16 protein-coding genes are annotated in these 20,044 nt (G+C 44.8%); 6 read left to right on the forward strand and 10 right to left on the reverse strand.

Annotated features, from left to right (window positions below; translation table 11 throughout):
• Positions 1-43: 43 nt before the first annotated feature.
• Positions 44-1,672 carry a sigma-70 family RNA polymerase sigma factor gene (locus B2739_RS07800; RefSeq protein ID WP_331345303.1) on the forward strand — a complete coding sequence of 543 codons (1,629 nt, stop codon included), beginning with the start codon at positions 44-46 and terminating at the stop codon, positions 1,670-1,672.
• Position 1,673: 1 nt separating this feature from the next.
• Here the strand turns inward: B2739_RS07800 and B2739_RS07805 are convergent, their stop codons facing one another.
• The 6 genes from B2739_RS07805 to B2739_RS07830 all read right to left on the reverse strand — a co-directional run bounded on the left by B2739_RS07805 (position 1,674) and on the right by B2739_RS07830 (position 9,707).
• Positions 1,674-2,747, reverse strand: a complete 1,074-nt coding sequence (locus B2739_RS07805) for a type 1 glutamine amidotransferase domain-containing protein (protein WP_331345304.1) — start codon at positions 2,745-2,747, stop codon at positions 1,674-1,676.
• A 94-nt stretch (positions 2,748-2,841) separates the two neighbouring features.
• Positions 2,842-4,113, reverse strand: coding sequence for a HAMP domain-containing sensor histidine kinase (locus B2739_RS07810; protein ID WP_331345305.1), 1,272 nt, complete (start codon positions 4,111-4,113; stop codon positions 2,842-2,844).
• Positions 4,106-4,801 carry a response regulator transcription factor gene (locus B2739_RS07815; RefSeq protein WP_331345306.1) on the reverse strand — a complete coding sequence of 232 codons (696 nt, stop codon included), beginning with the start codon at positions 4,799-4,801 and terminating at the stop codon, positions 4,106-4,108. The genes B2739_RS07810 and B2739_RS07815 overlap by 8 nt, the downstream gene beginning before the upstream one ends.
• Before the next feature lie 146 nt (positions 4,802-4,947).
• Positions 4,948-6,444, reverse strand: a complete 1,497-nt coding sequence (locus tag B2739_RS07820) for a SpoVR family protein (protein ID WP_331345307.1) — start codon at positions 6,442-6,444, stop codon at positions 4,948-4,950.
• Positions 6,441-7,715, reverse strand: coding sequence for a YeaH/YhbH family protein (locus B2739_RS07825; RefSeq protein WP_331345308.1), 1,275 nt, complete (start codon positions 7,713-7,715; stop codon positions 6,441-6,443). Before B2739_RS07825 ends, B2739_RS07820 begins: the two co-directional genes overlap by 4 nt.
• Positions 7,716-7,784: 69 nt before the next feature.
• Positions 7,785-9,707, reverse strand: coding sequence for a PrkA family serine protein kinase (locus B2739_RS07830; protein ID WP_331345309.1), 1,923 nt, complete (start codon positions 9,705-9,707; stop codon positions 7,785-7,787).
• A 330-nt stretch (positions 9,708-10,037) separates the two neighbouring features.
• Between B2739_RS07830 and aat the strand changes: the two genes are divergently transcribed.
• The 3 genes from aat (at position 10,038) to infA (ending at position 11,906) form a co-directional block, all read left to right on the forward strand.
• Positions 10,038-10,751 (forward strand): leucyl/phenylalanyl-tRNA--protein transferase, encoded by a 714-nt coding sequence (gene aat, locus B2739_RS07835; RefSeq protein ID WP_331345310.1) that lies wholly within the window; start codon positions 10,038-10,040, stop codon positions 10,749-10,751.
• 21 nt (positions 10,752-10,772) lie between these two features.
• Complete coding sequence (locus B2739_RS07840) at positions 10,773-11,480, forward strand: arginyltransferase (protein WP_331345311.1); 708 nt, start codon at positions 10,773-10,775, stop codon at positions 11,478-11,480.
• 207 nt (positions 11,481-11,687) lie between these two features.
• Entirely contained in the window at positions 11,688-11,906 is a 219-nt protein-coding gene (gene infA, locus B2739_RS07845) for a translation initiation factor IF-1 (protein ID WP_039916411.1), read from the forward strand.
• 97 nt (positions 11,907-12,003) lie between these two features.
• Here infA and clpA read toward each other — a convergent pair whose 3' ends face one another.
• Complete coding sequence (clpA, locus tag B2739_RS07850) at positions 12,004-14,295, reverse strand: ATP-dependent Clp protease ATP-binding subunit ClpA (RefSeq protein WP_331345312.1); 2,292 nt, start codon at positions 14,293-14,295, stop codon at positions 12,004-12,006.
• Between the two features lie 127 nt (positions 14,296-14,422).
• Entirely contained in the window at positions 14,423-14,794 is a 372-nt protein-coding gene (gene clpS / locus B2739_RS07855; RefSeq protein WP_049629034.1) for an ATP-dependent Clp protease adapter ClpS, read from the reverse strand.
• A 329-nt stretch (positions 14,795-15,123) separates the two neighbouring features.
• On the opposite strand from clpS, the gene cspD reads away from it, so the two are divergent.
• The gene (gene cspD, locus B2739_RS07860) at positions 15,124-15,342 is read left to right on the forward strand and encodes a cold shock domain-containing protein CspD (RefSeq protein ID WP_331345313.1); all 219 of its coding nucleotides are present in this window, start codon (positions 15,124-15,126) and stop codon (positions 15,340-15,342) included.
• A gap of 179 nt (positions 15,343-15,521) precedes the next feature.
• Here cspD and B2739_RS07865 read toward each other — a convergent pair whose 3' ends face one another.
• On the reverse strand, positions 15,522-17,747 hold the full coding sequence (locus tag B2739_RS07865) for an NADP-dependent isocitrate dehydrogenase (protein WP_331345314.1): 2,226 nt from the start codon (positions 17,745-17,747) through the stop codon (positions 15,522-15,524).
• Between the two features lie 229 nt (positions 17,748-17,976).
• On the opposite strand from B2739_RS07865, the gene B2739_RS07870 reads away from it, so the two are divergent.
• Positions 17,977-18,741, forward strand: coding sequence for a pseudouridine synthase (locus B2739_RS07870; RefSeq protein WP_414633218.1), 765 nt, complete (start codon positions 17,977-17,979; stop codon positions 18,739-18,741).
• A 70-nt stretch (positions 18,742-18,811) separates the two neighbouring features.
• Here the strand turns inward: B2739_RS07870 and B2739_RS07875 are convergent, their stop codons facing one another.
• Entirely contained in the window at positions 18,812-20,026 is a 1,215-nt protein-coding gene (locus tag B2739_RS07875) for an HD-GYP domain-containing protein (RefSeq protein WP_331345315.1), read from the reverse strand.
• Positions 20,027-20,044: the final 18 nt, after the last annotated feature.

The following is a 20,044-nucleotide window of genomic DNA, read 5'->3' on the forward strand; positions in this document are numbered from 1 at the left end:
AGAAAACGGGCACTTATTGGCTCAGAGCCAGAGATGAATAACCATGAGCCTATTTAAAAGACGAAAACCGTCGTTCGATTGGAGCGATGCCGATTTGGTTATGGCCTCCCTGGGAGGTGACAGGGATGCCTTTTGCGCAATAGTAACGCGCTACCAAAATCTGCTATGTGCACTGGCCTATTCCGCCGTAGGGGATTTAAAGCACAGTGAGGATATCGCCCAGGAAACGTTTATTGAGGCATGGAAAAAACTCGATACTTTGCGTGACCCGGAGAAATTAAAATCCTGGCTATGCGGCATTCTTCGCTTTAAAACCAGTCACTTTCGCCGCAAAGAAGTCACCCAACCGGCGGCCGATGCCCGCGCACTGGATGACCACGAAAACGAACTGCACACGCAGGGAAAAATTGAGGATGACCTTATCAGCGCCCAGGAGCAGGCACTGTTGTGGCAAGCATTGGAAAAAATGCCGGAGACTTATCGCGAGCCTTTGATTTTATTTTATCGCGAGCAGCGTTCCATTGAACATGTTGCACACCAATTAGAGCTAAGTGAAGACACAGTAAAACAACGGCTATCGCGTGGCCGCAAATTATTACAACAAGCCATGGTAAATTTTGTGGAAGATACTCTGGCAAAAAGCAAACAAGGCACTGCGTTTACCTTGTCCGTCCTGATTGCAATTAACGATATTGCACCCGCCATAAAAATCGCTACGTTTAGCGCAGGTGCAGCAAAAGCCAGTTCTATTTTTAAATGGACTGCAATGCTGGCAACCCTGGCAGCATTCGCTGGCATTGTGAGTTCTTTTTTTGGACTCAGGGCCGCACTGGACCAATCGCGCACCAAACGCGAACGCCGCTGCGTTGTACTCGTTACCCTGCTCTATTTTTTCTTGACGCTAATTTTTATTGTTGGAATGTTAGGACTGCAATATCTTGCCGAAACCAGCGCACAGACAAATCCCGGCAACATAGCGCTTTACGCAATAGCCTCGCAGCTTTTGGTCGCCGCACTTGTTGCCAGTCTTATTATTCTTACGGTGAAAATGTTACGGGACATGCGCACATTAAGAATGCAGGAGCGATTGTTTCATCCCGAAGCATTTCAACACCCCATCGATCAACCAGGGTCCAAACAACGCGAATACAAAAGCCGTATGTGTATTGCAGGTGTGCCGTTATTTCATTTCCGTTTTGGCATGGCAGAAAATGGAGACAAGCCACTCGTTGCCTGGGTAGCAGGTGGTAGTCACGCCTACGGATTACTCTTTGCGTGGGGAGGAGTGGCGATTGCGCCAATCAGCGTCGGCATTATTTCGGTTGGTGTTATCAGCATAGGTGCCATAAGTGCTGGCCTCTTGGGCATGGGCACTATCGGCATAGGCGCTATCGGATTTGGTGCTTCAGCTATAGGTTACAAAGCCTACGGCTCGTTTTCCGCACTGGGCTGGGAAAGCGCGGTCAGCGGCGGCTTCTCCATCGCCAAAGAAGCCGCACTTGGCGCAATACCTTTTGCACAACATATCAATAATGAACAAGCAGCCGATATTGCCAGCTTGGCATTGTTCCATCAAAGCTCTATTTGGATGCTATCGGCCATTACATTATTTGTGGTTATTCCTGCGATTTTATATGCACACATGGTGCGCAAAAGAATGGCGAAAAAATAATTTAAATAGCCCTCGTGCTATCGGCCAGTATTATCAGCTTGAACATATCTGGCAAATTACCACGCATCGCAGCCACGAAGGAATGCATCAATACCAGTTGACCACTAAATGCTGCTGAACTTTTTTGTATCTTTTTTTCAGCAGCAGATAAACCCTGCTGCTGAAAAACCTGCAAGAGCGCAACGCTGTTTTCCTCTGCCGTTAATCTGCGCGGCAATGGTTCGTATCCCAACTGCTTTACCGTTTTTTCCGCAAGCAACCACACAGACCAAGGGTTTTGACCAGTAATCAAATTATCGTGTTGAATCACCTGTTCCAGATAGTCAGCGCCTGCCATAAATTGTGCACCACGCGCCTCTAACCGGGTTTGCAATAAAAAAGGAAATACTGTTTTTGCTTCAGGCATCAGCAATAGTTCTTCTGCATTGGTAAATGCGCTGATTTTTTTATTGGCCACTAACCAACTTCCATCTGCATTTTTAATATTGACCAATGCAGCAGGGCCATGACAAACCGCGGCAATCACCTTTCCCTGTTCCATAAATCGTGATGCCAGATGATGGATCACCGGATTATCGGGAAAATCAAACATTGCACCCTTGCCACCTACAAAATACACGACGATATAATCATCGGGCTGAATTTGATCCAATTTGAAAGTGTGTTTGATTTTCTGCTGGGCATTAGCATCATTTAAAAATGCGTAATCAAACTCCGCCATGTCATCCTCATCCAGCAACGCATAGGGCTCACCACCCTGAGGGCTGGCAATATCAACTGCAAAACCATTTGCTGTAAAAACCCAGTAAGCACGCGCAAGCTCGCTAAGTTCATAACCGGTGACTTTTCCACTCGTTCCGATTGTGCGTACACTGGTGACAACTGCCAGTATTTTCCCACGAGTAGGGGGCAGCGAAGACTGTAAATATGCCAAGCTTTCTGCTTTAGTGGAGCGCAATTTCTCCAACCCACTATTATTTGGAAAAAATGCCATTGCCCAATAAACAAAAGCAGCCAACACTATACCTGCAACCAATAACACACCTGCAAGACTGAATACTATTTTTTTCAACATAACACTCTCCTATTAATGAAATAACAGAAGATAAAATAAATGTCTGACGGAGAATTTCAGGTGAAATCTGCAATATTTTTATGATAAAGAATTGCTACTGGCTTTCCATTGTCTTGGGTAATTGCAAAATAGCTTTGAAATACTGACTATCGGTTTCAACCGAAAACTCACAACAAAATTGATCTGCTATTTTCTTAATCAAGTAAAGCCCAAGTCCGATGCCATTGCTTTTTTCACTTTTCCCACCGGGATGACTAACATCCAAAGTGGGGCAATGAATAATGGTATTTTTAAACTCTAATTTCCCATCAGCATAGGTTATAACCAACAATGGCTCGCTGGCATGTTCTGCTGCATTGCGCAGCAAATTGATAAACAATAACTCCAGCAATTGTGGATTAGCGGATAACATCACGCTAGGCGATAGGTGTAACTCTATTTGAAAATGGTTTAGCCACGGCTGACATTTTAGAATTGCCTCCTCCAAAATCGAATTAATGCGACAAGGCTGTACAGGCAATGACTTTGCTCGTGCCAATGAGAACAGGATATCCACGGTACGCTGCATATGATCGCAAACACCATCAATAGTCACCAGGTCACTATCCTTGAATCCACGCCGGGCAATCAACACGCTGATATTTTTTAATAGTGTCAAGGGTGTCCTTAATTCATGACTGATATTGGTAGAAAATTCTTTCTCGCGTTGCAGTAATTGGTCGCGTTTATCAAAGCTGGTTTGCAATTGATCTGCAAGATACATTAATTCATCGGGCAAGCCCGCTGAATTTAATTGTACTTTTTCATTACCTTTAGTCGCGGCATCACTTTTTGCCAGATCGACATTTTTTACTGCATCCGTTAGTTGCATAACAGGATTCACTATACGCCGTGAAAATTGCACAGCAAGCACAACAGCAACTAGTAATACCAAAACAAATACAATTAAAAAAATACTAAAAATTTCCGGTTGTCTGGTAACTACCAATAAACCTGAAACCTCAGCTAATAAATAACCTGTTTGCTGCCCCAACACTAACTGTCGATAATGATAGTGGGTTTGATCCGGTGTAAATATTTCACCAGACAAGGCGTCATGAACTACAGCTGTCATCACCCAATCTGGCAATTGTTCTGCAGGTAAAAGCACTTGCATAAACTCAAATGGCAGCTCTGGTACACGGTTATGCAATGCAAAATAGCGCTCTATAAAACCTGCCTGCTCTGTAATCCAATTATCCAGCAGCATATCTTCTACAACAAACGCAACCAGCAACGCCAACAAACCAAAAACCAGTGTTAACCCTAACGTCAACCCCAACAATAACGTTAGCGTCTGCTTACGAATGCTGCTTCCCTTAGTCATTTTTCTGAAAATCCTCTTGCGGTAGCTCCAACTTAAGCCCGACATTCATTATTGTTTTTAACACAGCAACACCACAGGCTTTATCCAGTGATTTACGTAATGAATAAATATGCGATTTGAGTGCATCACTTTCGGGAGGATCATCGCCCCAAAGCTGATGAGAAATAAAAGAGCGAGTTACAGGTTGCGGATGGGCTTTTACCAGCAATTCCAAAATGTGGTATCCAATACCAGTTAACGCCAAATAATTCTCCTTGTACTTGGCGATTTTACTTTTTGTATCCAGCGTTAATTCTCCCAGACACATTGATTTTGGCTGATGCAATAGCGGACGACGCGCTAATGCCTCACAACGCAGTATCAGCTCACGCAAATCAAAAGGCTTGGTGAGGTAATCATCGGCACCACTATGAAATCCTGCCACTTTATCTTCAAAGCTGTCACGCGCAGTCAGCATTAATATAGGAGGGGATACATCGGATCTATCTTTAATCGCCGCACAAACATCAAGACCATCGCCATCAGGTAAATTCAAGTCCAACAAAATAACATCATAAATTTGATCAAGAGCCAAACTAATTCCAAGGCGGGCAGTCGATGCAAAATCAAGTTGCCATTGATTGCCCGAGAAAAACTCTTCTATTTGTTTAGCGATAGCGGAATTATCTTCAATTACTAGAATTTTCACAAAAAGACCTGAAGCCCGGAAAACCAGGATTATTATTATGCAAGGGTGAAATTGAGGTGAATTTTACAACATTCTTACCATAAGGCATGGTTACCATACAGTATGATCATATGAAAGGGCCGCACATCAACAGAATAGAAAGTCTATCAATCTGATTTTGATGGGCAATGATAACTCTGTTTAATCTCGCCGCCATCTACTGAATGCAGATGAACATCGAATCCCCATAGGCGATGCAAATGTTTAAGCACCTCTTGCGTAGAATCGCCCAAAGGGCGGCGGTTGTGCATAAAGTGATGTAAGGTCAATGAACGGTCACCACGGACTTCCACGTTATAAACCTGAATATTCGGCTCGCGATTGCCCAGATTATATTGCCCTGCCAAATTTTCACGCAGCTTGCGAAAACCCTTTTCGTTATGGATGGCATCGACGCTTATTTTTTCTTGCTGGTCATCATCGACAATGCTGAATAATTTCAAATCACGCATCACTTTGGGTGATAGAAACTGCAAAATAAAACTCTCGTCTTTGAAATTTTTCATCGCAAACTGCAAGGTTTCTTTCCAGTTGGTTCCCGCAACTTCAGGAAACCATGCACGATCTTCATCCGTTGGACTTTCGCACATGCGGCGAATATCACTCATGATGGAAAACCCTAATGTATAGGGGTTAATGCCACTAAAATAAGGACTGTCATAGGATGGCTGTGTAATTACACTGGTATGGGATTGTAAAAACTCCATCATAAAACCATCGGTTACGTAACCACGCGCATGTAATTCATTTAACAAAGTGTAATGCCAAAAAGTGGCCCAACCTTCATTCATGACCTGGGTTTGGCGCTGCGGATAAAAATACTGGGCAATTTTGCGCACAATACGGATCACTTCACGCTGCCAAGGCTCCAACAACGGGGCATTTTTTTCCAGAAAATACAAAATGTTTTCTTGTGGTTCAGAGGGATAATGGGGAATATCTTTTTCCGCCGCTGCGCTGGCAGATTTAGGAATGGTGCGCCATAAATCATTGACATGTTTTTGCAGATATTCTTCGCGCTCACTTTGCCGACGCTCCTCTTCTTGCGCCGAAATCGGATAAGGGCGTTTGTATCTATCCACACCATAATTCATTAATGCATGGCATGAATCCAAAATATCTTCAACAGCATTGATGCCGTAACGCTCCTCGCATTTGCTGATGTAGTTTTTAGCAAAAACCAAATAGTCAATAATAGAACTGGCATCTGTCCAGGTGCGAAATAAATAGTTACCTTTAAAAAAAGAATTGTGCCCGTAACACGCATGCGCAATCACCAATGTTTGCATCGTCATGGTGTTTTCTTCCATGAGGTATGCAATGCAAGGATTGGAGTTAATCACAATTTCATAAGCCAAGCCCATTTGCCCACGTTTGTAGGAATGCTCCGTGCTGAGCAATTGCTTTCCGTAAGACCAATGGCTATAACCAATTGGCATGCCGACTGAAGAATAGGCATCCATCATCTGCTCGGAACTGATTACTTCAATTTGGTTAGGGTATGTCTCCAGACCGAACTCTGCCGCCAAATCGCCAAGGACTTTATCCACATCCTGAATAAGATCGAAATTCCATTCAGACGTTGTAAATAATGGTTTTTTCATGCGACCTTCTTATGGAAAAGCTCACGGAACACAGGGTAAATATCGGCAACGCCACGAATATGTTGCAATGCAAACACATCCGGAAATTCTTGTTGGATGGTTTCGTACACATTCCATAATGCCTGGTGCTCATTATTGGTGATTTCTATGTAGGAAAAGTATTGGCAACTCGGTAATAAATCATCTGCCAATATATCGCGACACACATCCGAGTCTTCGCCCCAGTTATCGCCATCCGAAGCTTGCGCACCATAAATATTCCATTGCTCTGGAGAGTAGCGGTCTTTAATGATGTCTTGCATTAAACGAAGCGCACTGGATACTACAGTGCCACCGGTTTCACGTGAATGGAAAAACTCATCCTCATCCACTTCTTTGGCACTGGTGTGATGACGGATAAAAACAATTTCGGTTTTTTCGTAATTGCGTTGCAGAAATAGATAAAGAAGAATAAAAAAGCGTTTAGCAATATCTTTGGTTGCCTGATCCATGGAACCCGATACATCCATAATACAAAACATAACCGCTTTGGAGCGAGGCACGGGCTGCTTGATCATTAAATTGTATTTAAGATCGAAGGTATCCAGCCACGGAACCTTACCAATTGATCGCTCTATTTTGGCAATTGCATCCAACAATTCCTGATAACGCTCAAGGTCGCGCTCAGATTCGGGCAGCTGCTCTAGCTCAGCTAATTCCGACTGCAGGGCTTGCAACTGCCTACGCTTACCACCGGTTAACGCCAAGCGACGCATATTGGCTGAGCGCAAGGTACGGACAATATTGACTCTGCCCGGTTGCCCCTCATTGGCAATACCACCTCGCACTGTTTTAAATTCTTCCAAACCGGATAATTGCCGCTTCACCAAATTAGGCAATTCCAAACCATCAAACATAAAATCCAAAAATTCTTCTTGCGAAAGAGTAAAGGAAAAATCGTCTTCACCTTCACCGGAATCACTCGCCTTGCCACTACCACCCTGCCCTTCACCACTTTGTGGGCGCGCAATTTTGTCACCTTCCGAAAAATGTTTATTGCCGGGCAATACACGCTCGTTGTAACCGCCTTGGCCGTGGTGAATGATTGGCTCGCTGATATCACGACCGGGAATACTGACTTTTCCACCTTTATCAATATCAGTAATGGAACGCTCGTTTACCGCATCGGAAACGGCTTTTTGAATTTGATTGCGATAGCGCCGTAAAAAGCGCTGGCGATTCACAGCGCTTTTATTTTTGGCATTGAGACGTCGATCAATAATGTAACTCATAATCTGGCCTTAAGGTGTAGTCCAACCTTAACGTGATTAACGTAAAACGCTTTCAGGTTACCTTGCTCGCTACTGTGATTTTCTCACCCTCAAATACCATTCGGACAGCAAACGCACTTGTTTCTCGGTATAACCTCGCTCCACCATGCGCTGGACAAAATCCTGATGTTTTTTCTTGTCTTGCACAGACGCTTTTGCATTGAAAGAAATAACCGGCAGCAAGTCTTCCGTATTGGAGAACATTTTTTTCTCAATCACAATGCGCAATTTTTCGTAACCGCGCCAATCAGGATTTTTCCCCGAATTATTGGCTTTGGCACGCAGCACAAAATTAACAATTTCATTGCGAAAATCTTTGGGATTGCTAATACCGGCAGGTTTCTCAATTTTTTCCAGCTCATCGTTCAACGACGACCGATTAAGAATTTCACCGGTTTCGGGATCGCGATACTCCTGATCCTGTATCCAGAAATCCGCATAGGTAACATAGCGATCAAAAATATTTTGCCCATATTCCGCGTAGGATTCCAAATAAGCGGTTTGGATTTCTTTGCCAATAAAATCCACATACTTGGGTGAAATGAATTCTTTTAAGGCATTGAGATACTTGTCTTGCACCTCTTTAGGAAATTGCTCCTGCTCAATTTGCTGCTCAAGCACATACATCAAGTGAACAGGGTTAGCGGCAATTTCAGTGGGATCAAAATTAAAGACTTTGGATAAAATTTTGAATGCAAAGCGTGTAGAAAGACCATTCATGCCTTCATCAACACCGGCGGCGTCTTTGTATTCCTGCAATGATTTTGCGCGAAGATCAGTGTCTTTGAGATTTTCACCATCGTAAATGCGCATCTTGGAAAAGATGTTGGAATTTTCCGGTTCTTTAATCCGCGACAATACCGAAAATTGCGCAAGCATACGCAAGGTATCAGGCGCACAAGGTGCTTGTGATAGCGAAGAGTTTTGCAACAGTTTTTCGTAGATCTTCATCTCTTCCATTACACGCAAGCAATACGGCACTTTGACGATATAAACCCGGTCAATAAACGCTTCATTATTTTTATTGTTACGGAAATTTTGCCACTCAGATTCATTGGAGTGAGCAAGGATAATTCCATCAAACGGAATTGCACCCAACCCTTCAGTACTATTGAAATTACCCTCTTGGGTTGCGGTTAATAGTGGGTGGAGCACCTTGATCGGCGCTTTAAACATTTCCACAAATTCCATCAAACCCTGATTCGCACGACACAGCCCACCACTAAAGCTATAAGCATCTGGATCATTTTGCGGAAATTCTTCCAACTTGCGAATATCAACCTTACCTACCAGTGATGAAATATCCTGATTGTTTTCATCACCTGGTTCTGTTTTGGTGATTGCAATTTGGTTGAGGATGGACGGATAAACTTTGACTACTTTGAATTGCGTAATATCGCCCCGGAATTCTTGCAAGCGCTTGGCAGCCCAAGGCGACATGATAGATTTTATGTAACGACGAGGAATACCATAATCTTCCTCAAGAATTTTTCCGTCTTCATCCGGGTTAAATAACCCGAGTGGCGATTCAAATACAGGAGAGCCTTTGATGCAGTAAATTGGCATTTTCTCCATCAAGGATTTGAGCATCTCTGCCAATGAGGATTTACCGCCACCCACCGGCCCCAGCAAATACAAAATTTGTTTCTTTTCCTCTAAACCTTGTGCAGCATGTTTGAAGAAAGACACTATCTGCTGAATGGATTCTTCCATTCCATAAAATTCACTGAAAACTTTATAACGCTTGATAATTTTATTGGAAAAAATACGACTCAGGCGAGGGTCTTGCGAGGTATCGACCATTTCTGGCTCACCGATCGCCATTAGCATACGCTCAGCAGCAGAAGCGTATACACTGGGATCTTTTTTACACAGTTCAAGATATTCCTTGATGGTTAACTCTTCCTGCTGGGTAGTTTCAAAACGCTCGCGGTAATGACTGAAAATACTCATAATCTACCTCGGGTTAGCGACTAAAGCGGCAAAATTAACAACGAAAACATTACACCATTTTTTGCGGTTTACCTTGGCAATAAACGTTAATTTACTGATACTCCTAAGCATAGTCCTAAAATTCTCAAGCATTAAACGGAATAACAATTTATTGACTGATTTCTCGCTAAACTTTTACACTCAAAAAACGCGCCAACTAACAACACATTCCAACAATCCAATAATACTTAACAAATAGTAGATAGCCGGATAACCAATCGCCTGTAACACCATTACACATAACATTTAGTTATCAGTTACTGATACGTAAAAAAGATCGATTGAGACTTCATGAATAGACTTTGTTGGTTAGATCCAGACACATTGGAATTTCCCGATCCTTCGCTTGCACTGAGTGACCCAGAGGGTTTGGTTGCGGTGGGAGGAGACTTGTCACCCGAACGAATTCTTGCCGCTTATCACAAAGGGATTTTCCCTTGGTTCAATCCGGGCGACCCTATTTTGTGGTGGAGCCCCGATCCACGCACGGTCGTGTTCCCCCATCAGCTGCATATATCCAAAAGCCTTCGTAAAACCCTGCGCAAAGCAACTTACCAAGTCACCTTTGACAATTGTTTTGAAACTGTCATGCGCGCCTGCGCCGCCCCCAGAAGTTACGCCGATGGAACCTGGATTAGTGAAGACATTATTGAAGGTTACTGCGCACTGCATAAACGCGGCTTTGCACATTCTGTAGAAGTTTGGCTCAATGATGAATTGGTGGGAGGACTTTATGGTATGGCACTTGGCCGTGTGTTTTTTGGCGAATCCATGTTCAGCCGGGCAGACAACGCATCCAAGGTCGGATTTGCACACCTGGTCAGGCAACTTTGCACCTGGAACTTCCAGCTCATCGACTGTCAGGTCGCTAACGATCATTTATTTAGTTTGGGTGCAGTGGAAATCCCGCGTGAAGAATTCCAGCAATTACTGGTAAACTTTGCCCACGAGCCTGATGTTTATTCTTTGCCTTGGTCAACATTGACTCTGGCGCCGTGGGAATAACCGGATTTGCGTGAGGCATCTATGTCCGATTTATCAACTCTCAAACTTTTTGCAACACAGCCCCACCCTTGTAGTTATCTTGATGGACAAGAAGCTACAACGGTTTTTGTTGATCCTGAAGCAAACATAGATCCATCAATCTACACACAGCTCTCCCAATTGGGTTTTCGTCGCAGTGGCGCGCACTTGTATCGCCCTCAATGCTTGCGCTGCCAAGCGTGCATTTCCTGCCGGATTCCGGTAAAACTGTTCAAGCCCAATCGCAGCCAAAAACGCTGTTTGCAGCAGAATCGAGACTTATCACTGCATCTTACCCAGAATATCAACACACTTGAGCACTACAGTCTTTATTCACGCTACATTGAAAGCCGCCATCAGGATGGTGACATGTACCCGCCATCAGAAGAACAATACAAGGCATTTTTGACCAGCGAGTGGGGTATTACCCAATTTATCGAGATTAGACTGGGCGATCGATTGATTGGCGTTTCTGTCTGTGATCATCTGGGAGACGGGTTATCAGCTGTCTACACTTTTTACGATACACATGAGGAGGCCAGAAGCTTGGGCAAATTTGCCATATTGGCCCAGATCGAAAAAGCAAAAAGCATGGGGCTTGATTATTTGTATCTGGGCTATTGGATCAAGGAGTGCGAAAAAATGAATTACAAAATCCAATATCGCCCCTTGGAGTTATTGGTCAACCGCCGCTGGATGCGCCTGAATTAAGCACACTCCCTCAAGGTCAGCACTATCGGCTGGAAATTGTGCAGAATTACGCCCAATCCCTTCGATATCTTCGTTTATCTGCCGCTTTTACTCCCTTTCCCCTTGGCACCGCTGGTTAATTAAGGCACAATCCACGCCTATTTTTTTACCCCCTCCCGTTGTAGATATGACGGGGATGATTACCGGAAAAGTTGAGGAAACTGCCGCATGGCAAAAGACGATTGCATTGAATTTGACGGCGAAGTGGTTGATACCCTGCCCAACACTACCTTTCGCGTAAAACTGGAAAATGGGCATGTAGTCATTGCTCACATTTCAGGAAAAATGCGCAAAAACTATATCCGCATCCTTACAGGTGACAAGGTCAAGGTTGAGATGACTCCCTATGACCTCACCAAAGGCCGTATTACCTACCGCGCGCGCTAGTCATTCATCTGGAAAGATATTCACTTTCTGCCAGACAATAAAAAAGCCGCACTGCTGCGGCTTTTTTATTTTTTACCCTACTTCGACAACACTTCTATCAAGCGGGCAATGCGTGCTTAGCCCTGACATCTATAACAATTTTGTCTTCAACCGTGTCCACATCCACCGCAACAGTTCCTCCACCATGTGAAAGAGAGCCAAATAGAATTTCTTCTGCCAGTGGTTTCTTCAGTTTATCCTGAATTAAACGAGCCATTGGGCGGGCGCCCATTTTGACATCGTATCCATGGATCGCCAGCCACTCTCGCGCCTCATCACTGATCTCAAGCGTCACATGCTTATCATCCAACTGGGTTTGCAATTCCATCAGGAATTTATCAACCACTGTTTTGATGGTATTCAACGTCAGCGAAGCAAATTGAACAATCGCATCCAAACGATTGCGGAATTCAGGAGTAAACATCTTCTTGATTGCTTCCATACCATCGGTGGTGTGATCCTGGTGAGTGAAGCCAATAGATGCCCTGCTCATCACTTCCGCACCTGCGTTGGTTGTCATAATCAAAATGACATTACGGAAATCTGCCTTGCGTCCATTGTTATCAGTAAGGCTGCCGTGATCCATCACTTGCAGCAGCAAGTTAAAGACCTCTGGATGCGCTTTCTCAATTTCATCCAACAACAATACACAGTGTGGCTGCTTGGTAATGGCATCGGTTAACAGACCACCTTGATCAAATCCCACATAACCCGGTGGCGCACCAATTAAGCGCGATACAGTATGGCGCTCCATATACTCTGACATATCAAAGCGAACCAGCTCCATCCCCATACATTTTGCCAACTGACGGCACACTTCGGTTTTACCCACACCCGTTGGACCAGCAAACAAAAATGAACCGATTGGCTTTTCTGTTGATCCCAAACCAGCGCGAGACAATTTAATTGCAGTAGCAAGGGTATCAATTGCCTCGTCCTGACCAAACACGGTCATCTTCAAATTCTGATCCAGTTTACGCAACTGTTCTTTATCAGAAGAAGAAACGCTTTTGGGGGGGATACGCGCAATTTTTGCCACTACGTTTTCCACATCAGTAACGCCGATAGTTTTCTTGCGTTTGCTGGGAGTCTGTAATTGCTGATATGCACCCGCTTCATCGATAACATCAATTGCTTTATCTGGCAGGAAGCGGTCGTTGATGTAACGCTCAGCCAATTCAGCGGCAGCACGCAACGCAGCATCGGTATAACGCAAACTGTGATGCTGCTCAAAACGACTCTTCAAACCTTTCAGGATTTGGTAGGTTTCTTCAACACTAGGCTCATTCACATCCACTTTTTGGAAACGACGGGAAAGGGCACGGTCTTTATCAAAAATACCGCGATATTCCTGATAAGTGGTTGAACCCATACAGCGAATTTCACCTGACGACAACAAAGGCTTCAACAAGTTGGAGGCATCCATAACACCGCCCGACGCAGCACCTGCGCCAATAATGGTATGGATCTCGTCAATAAATAAAATCGAATTTTTTTGTTTCTTCAGTTCATTCAATAGACTTTTGAAACGCTTTTCAAAATCACCGCGATATTTAGTACCCGCCAACAGTGCGCCCATATCCAATGAGTAAACCACACTGTCAGACAAATTCTCGGGGACATCACCATCTACAATACGTTTGGCCAAACCTTCCGCAATAGCGGTTTTTCCAACACCAGACTCGCCTACCAACAAAGGATTGTTCTTGCGACGACGCGATAGAATTTGGCAAACACGCTCAACTTCATATTCGCGCCCTACCAAAGGATCTATGCGCCCTTGCATTGCTGCTTCGTTCAAATTACTGGCAAAACTTTCTAACGGACTTTGCGATGTAGATTCACCACTGGTAGCTTCTTCATCCTGATTTTCTTGCGATGAGTGCTGGTCATGTGTGTGATCTGTATGACCAGATACTTTATGGATACCGTGAGTGATGTAATTCACTACATCAATACGTGCGATGCTTTGTTGTTTAAGATAATAAACAGCCTGACTTTCTTGTTCGCTGAAAATAGCGACCAGAACATTCGCACCTGTGACCTCTTGTTTGCCTGATGATTGGACATGGAATACTGCGCGCTGTAAGACACGCTGAAACCCCAGCGTTGGCTGCGTCTCACGTTCGGAATCATTCTCCGGAATGAGCGGCGTAGTGGAATCAACAAACTCAATTAATTCTTTGCGCAGACTCATCAAATCTGCACCACAAGCACGTAACACATTTGCTGCCGAATCATTATCGATAAGCGCCAACAACAGATGCTCGACCGTCATAAATTCGTGTCGCTTGGAACGCGCACCTTTGAAAGCAAGATTTAAGGTTACTTCAAGATCTTTACTTAACATCGCGCCTACCCTCATCTAACCAACAAATTTGAAATCTTCCTGCAGCTTATAAATTCCTTACAACTCTCTGTACACCAATCTAAGCTGTCGTTTACTGAACACGATCTGAACGTCCAGATAAGATTCTTTATTCACCATCATCAACTGCTTCAATTTCACACAACAACGGATGTTGGTTTTCTCTTGAATATTGATTCACTTGTGCTGCTTTAGTTTCAGCAATATCACGAGTATAGATGCCGCACACCGCTTTGCCGTGAACATGTACTGTTAACATCACATGCGTTGCTTTCTCACGCGACATGGAGAAAAACATCTCCAATATTTCCACCACAAAATCCATCGGTGTGTAATCGTCGTTCAGCAACATCACCTTGTACATGGGAGGTCGTTTGAGCTTCGGTTTGGATGTCAGAACTGCCAAACCACCATCAGACTCATCGGCAGAATTGTCATCATCTTTACTTAAGGTTAGTAGAAGGTTTTGGAGATTGCCCATAGAGATTCAATACAAAATAAAAAGATTGGTTAATGGTGCGCATTGTAACCCATAGGTATATCAACCCCTAATAGCACCGGATACGGTTTACCGCTTGACTTTAGATCAATTGTTGGATAAAAAAAGAACACTCAGTGCATACAAATGCGGCACCTTGTCTAACAAGCATCCGAATAAAAGCACAGAGACTCTAATAACAATTCTGAGAAATTCAACAAGGTTACAAAAACCAGCATTTCGTCCAACCCCGAGCAATAGCTGTTCTTGGGAAAATAATAACGACAGTGATGTTTTTCAAGGGCATCACCTGGGCAGAAGGACTCCAATGTATGTCAACAGGCACCGTGAAATGGTTCAATAATGCAAAAGGTTATGGCTTCATTCTGGCGGATGAAGGCGGGGAAGACTTGTTTGCACATTATTCCGCTATATCAATGGATGGCTATAAAACCCTCAAAGCCGGCCAGCAAGTCACTTTTGATATAACAAAAGGGGATAAAGGTTTGCACGCAGTCAATATCTCTGCGCCTGCGAGCAACAACCTTTAAACTAATCCTATTATTTATCAATTAGATAGAGGCAACCTTTGTTGCTTAATGCCCAATCATCGACACTGACTTCAATCGTTGATTGCGTAGATTCCCAATTGATAAACACCCAATAAAAAAGCCTCTCGTGTTTCCACCAGAGGCTTTTCGCATTATCTGCTGGCTTAACCAGCAATTTATCAGCCTAAGCTAGCCAACACAGTGTTGAGTGTTGTGCTCGGGCGCATCGCAGAAGATGTTTTTGCAGTATCTGGACGATAGTAACCGCCCAAATCAACTGGTTTACCACCTGCAGCAATCAGTTCTGCAACTATTTTGCTTTCATTTTCAACCAGGCTTTTGGCAAGCGGTGCGAACTGTGTAGCCAAGGCGGCATCTTCAGTTTGAGCCGCCAAGGTTTGCGCCCAGTACATAGCCAGATAGAAATGGCTGCCACGGTTATCAAACTCACCTACTGCACGGCCTGGTGACTTGTTGTTGTCCAGGAACAAGCCGTTGGCTTGATCCAAGGTCTTGGCGAGGACTTTGGCTTTGGCGTTGCCGGTTACGTTGCCGTAATGATCCAACGACTCTGCCAACGCCAGGAACTCACCCAATGAATCCCAACGCAGATGCCCTTCTTCGACAAATTGCTGTACGTGTTTCGGAGCCGAACCGCCAGCACCTGTTTCAAACAAACCGCCGCCATTCATCAGAGGAACGATCGACAGCATTTTGGCTGAAGTTCCCAATTCCATGATTGGGAACAAGTCAGTCAAATAATCGCGCAACACGTTGCCGGTAACAGAAATCGTGTCTTTACCCTGACGAATGCGATCCAATGAAAATTGGGTTGCCGCTTCAGGTGACATGATGTGAATTTCAAGACCGTTGGTATCGTGGTCTTTCAGATAGGTTTTTACCTTGGCGATCAACTGGGCATCGTGAGCACGTTTCTCGTCCAACCAGAACACAGCTGGGGTACCGGTTGCACGGGCACGGTTAACCGCCAGTTTCACCCAGTCCTGCACTGGCAGGTCTTTTACCTGACAGGCACGGAAAACATCACCTTCTTCAACTGCTTGTTCCAGCACCACTTTGCCATTGGCATCTACCAAGCGCACAGTACCGTTTGCAGGGATTTGGAATGTCTTATCGTGTGAACCGTATTCTTCAGCGGCTTGCGCCATCAAACCTACGTTTGGCACGCTGCCCATAGTCACAGGGTTGAATGCACCGTTCTTTTTACAATCGTCGATAACAACCTGATAAACACCCGCGTAGCAACGGTCAGGGATACAAGCTTTCGTATCTTGCAGCTTGCCTTCAGCGTTCCACATTTTGCCGGAATCACGAATCATCGCAGGCATAGAAGCGTCTACGATTACGTCGCTCGGTACGTGCAGGTTGGTGATGCCTTTATCGGAATTCACCATTGCCAATTGTGGACGGGTTGCATAAAGCGCTTTGATATCCGCTTCAATTTCAGCTTGCTTTTCCGCTGGCAATGATTTGATTTTGGTGTACAGGTCGCCGATACCGTTATTAACATCAACACCCAGCTCAGCAATTACTGCCGCGTGTTTTTCCAATACCGGAGCGTAAAACACAGATACGAAATGACCGAAAATAATTGGGTCAGATACTTTCATCATGGTGGCTTTCAGGTGGACTGACAGCAATACACCAGTATTTTTTGCATCTTCAATTTCTTGCGCAATAAAACTACGCAGCGCTTTTTTGCTGATGACAGACGCGTCAACAATTTCACCTGCCAATACTTTTACAGACTCTTTTAACACTTTGACCGAGCCATCAGCAGCAACCAGTTCAATCTTCAAACTGCCTGCATCGGCGATAGTGGTAGATTTTTCGCTGCCGTAGAAATCGTTGCTGTCCATATGTGCAACATGGGATTTTGAATCAGCGGACCAAGCGCCCATTTTGTGCGGGTTTTTGCGTGCGTAGTTTTTAACTGACAGAGGTGCACGACGATCCGAGTTACCTTCACGCAGTACCGGATTTACAGCAGAGCCTTTGATTTTGTCATAGCGTGCTTTGAAGTTTTTCTCTTCATCGTTCGCCGGAGATTCAGGATAGTCGGGCAAGTTGTAGCCCTGACTTTGTAATTCTTTGATCGCCGCTTTCAGTTGCGGGATGGATGCACTGATATTTGGCAGCTTGATGATATTCGCTTCTGGTGTAGTCGCTAATTGGCCCAATTCAGCCAGATGGTCACCGATACGTTGGGCATCAGTCAAACGCTCGGGAAATGCAGCAATAATACGGCCAGACAGGGAAATATCACGGGTTTCAATCACTACACCGGAAGACTTGGTGTATGCCTGAACTATCGGTAACAAGGAATATGTGGCAAGGGCGGGGGCTTCGTCGGTAAGGGTGTAGATAATTTTTGAATCTGTCATTTTAAAGATGGCTCCATCAATTCATGCGGCTCGGCCTTGTGAGCTCTACCATTAACAATATGAAAATTTAGAAAAAGAGCCCCGCCACAGGGATCGACCCCTTGCCAGAGCGCTGGCGATTCTACACCCCCAGCCGGGTTTATGCATGAATTATGTTGCTTTGGCGGCAGGGCCAATCTCGGCTAAAATCCAGTTTTTCTTCGATAACCATCACGTTGTATAAGGGTTTATGGCTTCTCTCATTCTGTTTAACAAACCTTTTGGTGTGCTTTCGCAATTTACCGATGGCGAGGGTCGTCCGACACTCAAAGACTACATCAAAATTCCAAAAGTCTATCCGGCCGGTCGATTGGATCATGACTCTGAAGGATTGTTGCTGCTAACCGATGACGGCGATTTGCAACATTTCATCAGCCACCCGGCACACAAACAACCGAAAACCTATTGGGTTCAGGTTGAGGGCGCCCCCAACAGTTATGCCCTGACCAAGTTGCGCCAGGGCGTTGAGCTGAATGATGGTATGACGCAACCAGCAGAAGTGCGCCTGATTCCTTCACCCAAAATTTGGGAGCGAAATCCGCCTATTCGCGATCGCGTAAATATCCCGACACAATGGTTGGAGATCGTCATTAGCGAAGGGCGCAACCGTCAAGTGCGCAGGATGACTGCTGCTGTCGGCCACCCGACACTGCGATTGGTGCGGGTAAAAATCGGCAACTGGACACTGGAAGGTATCGAGCCAGGCAAATACAAAACCGAAACCGTACAAACACCTACCGTGCCAGGGATGAAGCCTGCGCGTCCGCGCAGTGATGCCAAAAAACCGGAAGCTCGCGCACCCGGCCGCCATAAACCCAATACCAAAACCAACAATAAAACGGGCGGCAATAAATCCGCTTCCGGTACAACAAAATCGTCGACGCCTGCAGCGAATACGCATAAAACGCTGGTGATACAAAAATCGAAACCTAAACGGATTATCAATCCTGAATAATGTCATTCGTCAAAAAAATAAGGTGCCATCAGGCACCTTATTTTTTCAAGCGCGCTAGCTGCTGCAAATATTAATAAGTAAATGCCAGCCCCCTCTCGCGGTATTCCCTGATTCTGATGCCATAACTTCCATCGCATAGCGCTCGCTTGATCAAAAAGGATTTATCCAAATTTTTTTGTTCCACCTCGTTCAGATTAATAATGCGCTCTTTATCGAGCGGTTTATTCAAATCTTTCACAACAATAATTTTGGGTAAGTGGCGATATTTGTGGTTGGACTCCAATACTATCCCGACCAAACCATTCACCAATTCAACAAGGCTACCGGGCGGATACAAACCAACACATTTGATAAATTCCAGCGCAAGCCGTTCATCAAAATGCGTTCCGCGGTCATGAAAAATGCGCTTGAGCGCCTCGGTACCGGGAATCGCGCGGGAATAGCAGCGATCTCCCGTCATCGCATCATAGGCATCGACGATACCGATAATGCGCGCAAAATCTGAAATTCCTGAAGCTTTTAATTTACGTGGATATCCGCTTCCATCTACCCGCTCGTGATGACTGTAAGCAACATCGACCGTTGAGTTGGGAACCCCCGGTGAAGACATCAATAAATTGCGGCCGTGAACAGTATGTGCCTTGATGATGTTGAATTCTTTTTCACTCAATTCTTCGCGTTTATTTAATATTTGGGGAGGCACACGCATCTTCCCTACATCGTGCAACAAACCACATAAACCCAATTTTTCCAGCTCTGCTTCGCTCATTCCCAAGTGGCGGCCAAACGCAATCGCGAGTATGCATACATTGAGGCAATGCTCAGCAGTGTATTCATCCTCGTTGCGCATTTTGGACATCCATATCAATGCATCTGCATTGCGCAAAATACTGCTGACGCAATCTTTCACTGTCGCCTTTGCTTGCTCGGTATTCACAACACCACCGAGACGCACATCGTCCAATAACGTTTTAGTGAGCTTTTTGGCTTCGCGGAACACGCCCAAGGCAGCTTGATGCTCTTTTTGGGCTTCGATTTTATTAATGTAGGTTTTGACTTTGGGGATGGCAGATCCGGAAACACCTCGTTGCTCCGGCGGAATCCACTCGTCACGGACAGCATCAATCCAGACATACTGGGAAAACTCGGCAACAGTATCTATATCATCCAGGCTTTCAATCATAAAGCCTTGCATAAGGAAGGGAGTTTCTTGCCAGTCACGGTCGAGCTTGGAGACAAACATGCCTATCTTCAGCTCGGAAATGTGGATTTTGATGGTGCTCAATCGCTTATCCACATAGCC

This window comes from Cellvibrio sp. UBA7661, from assembly GCA_002483365.1.
Taxonomy (GTDB): domain Bacteria; phylum Pseudomonadota; class Gammaproteobacteria; order Pseudomonadales; family Cellvibrionaceae; genus Cellvibrio.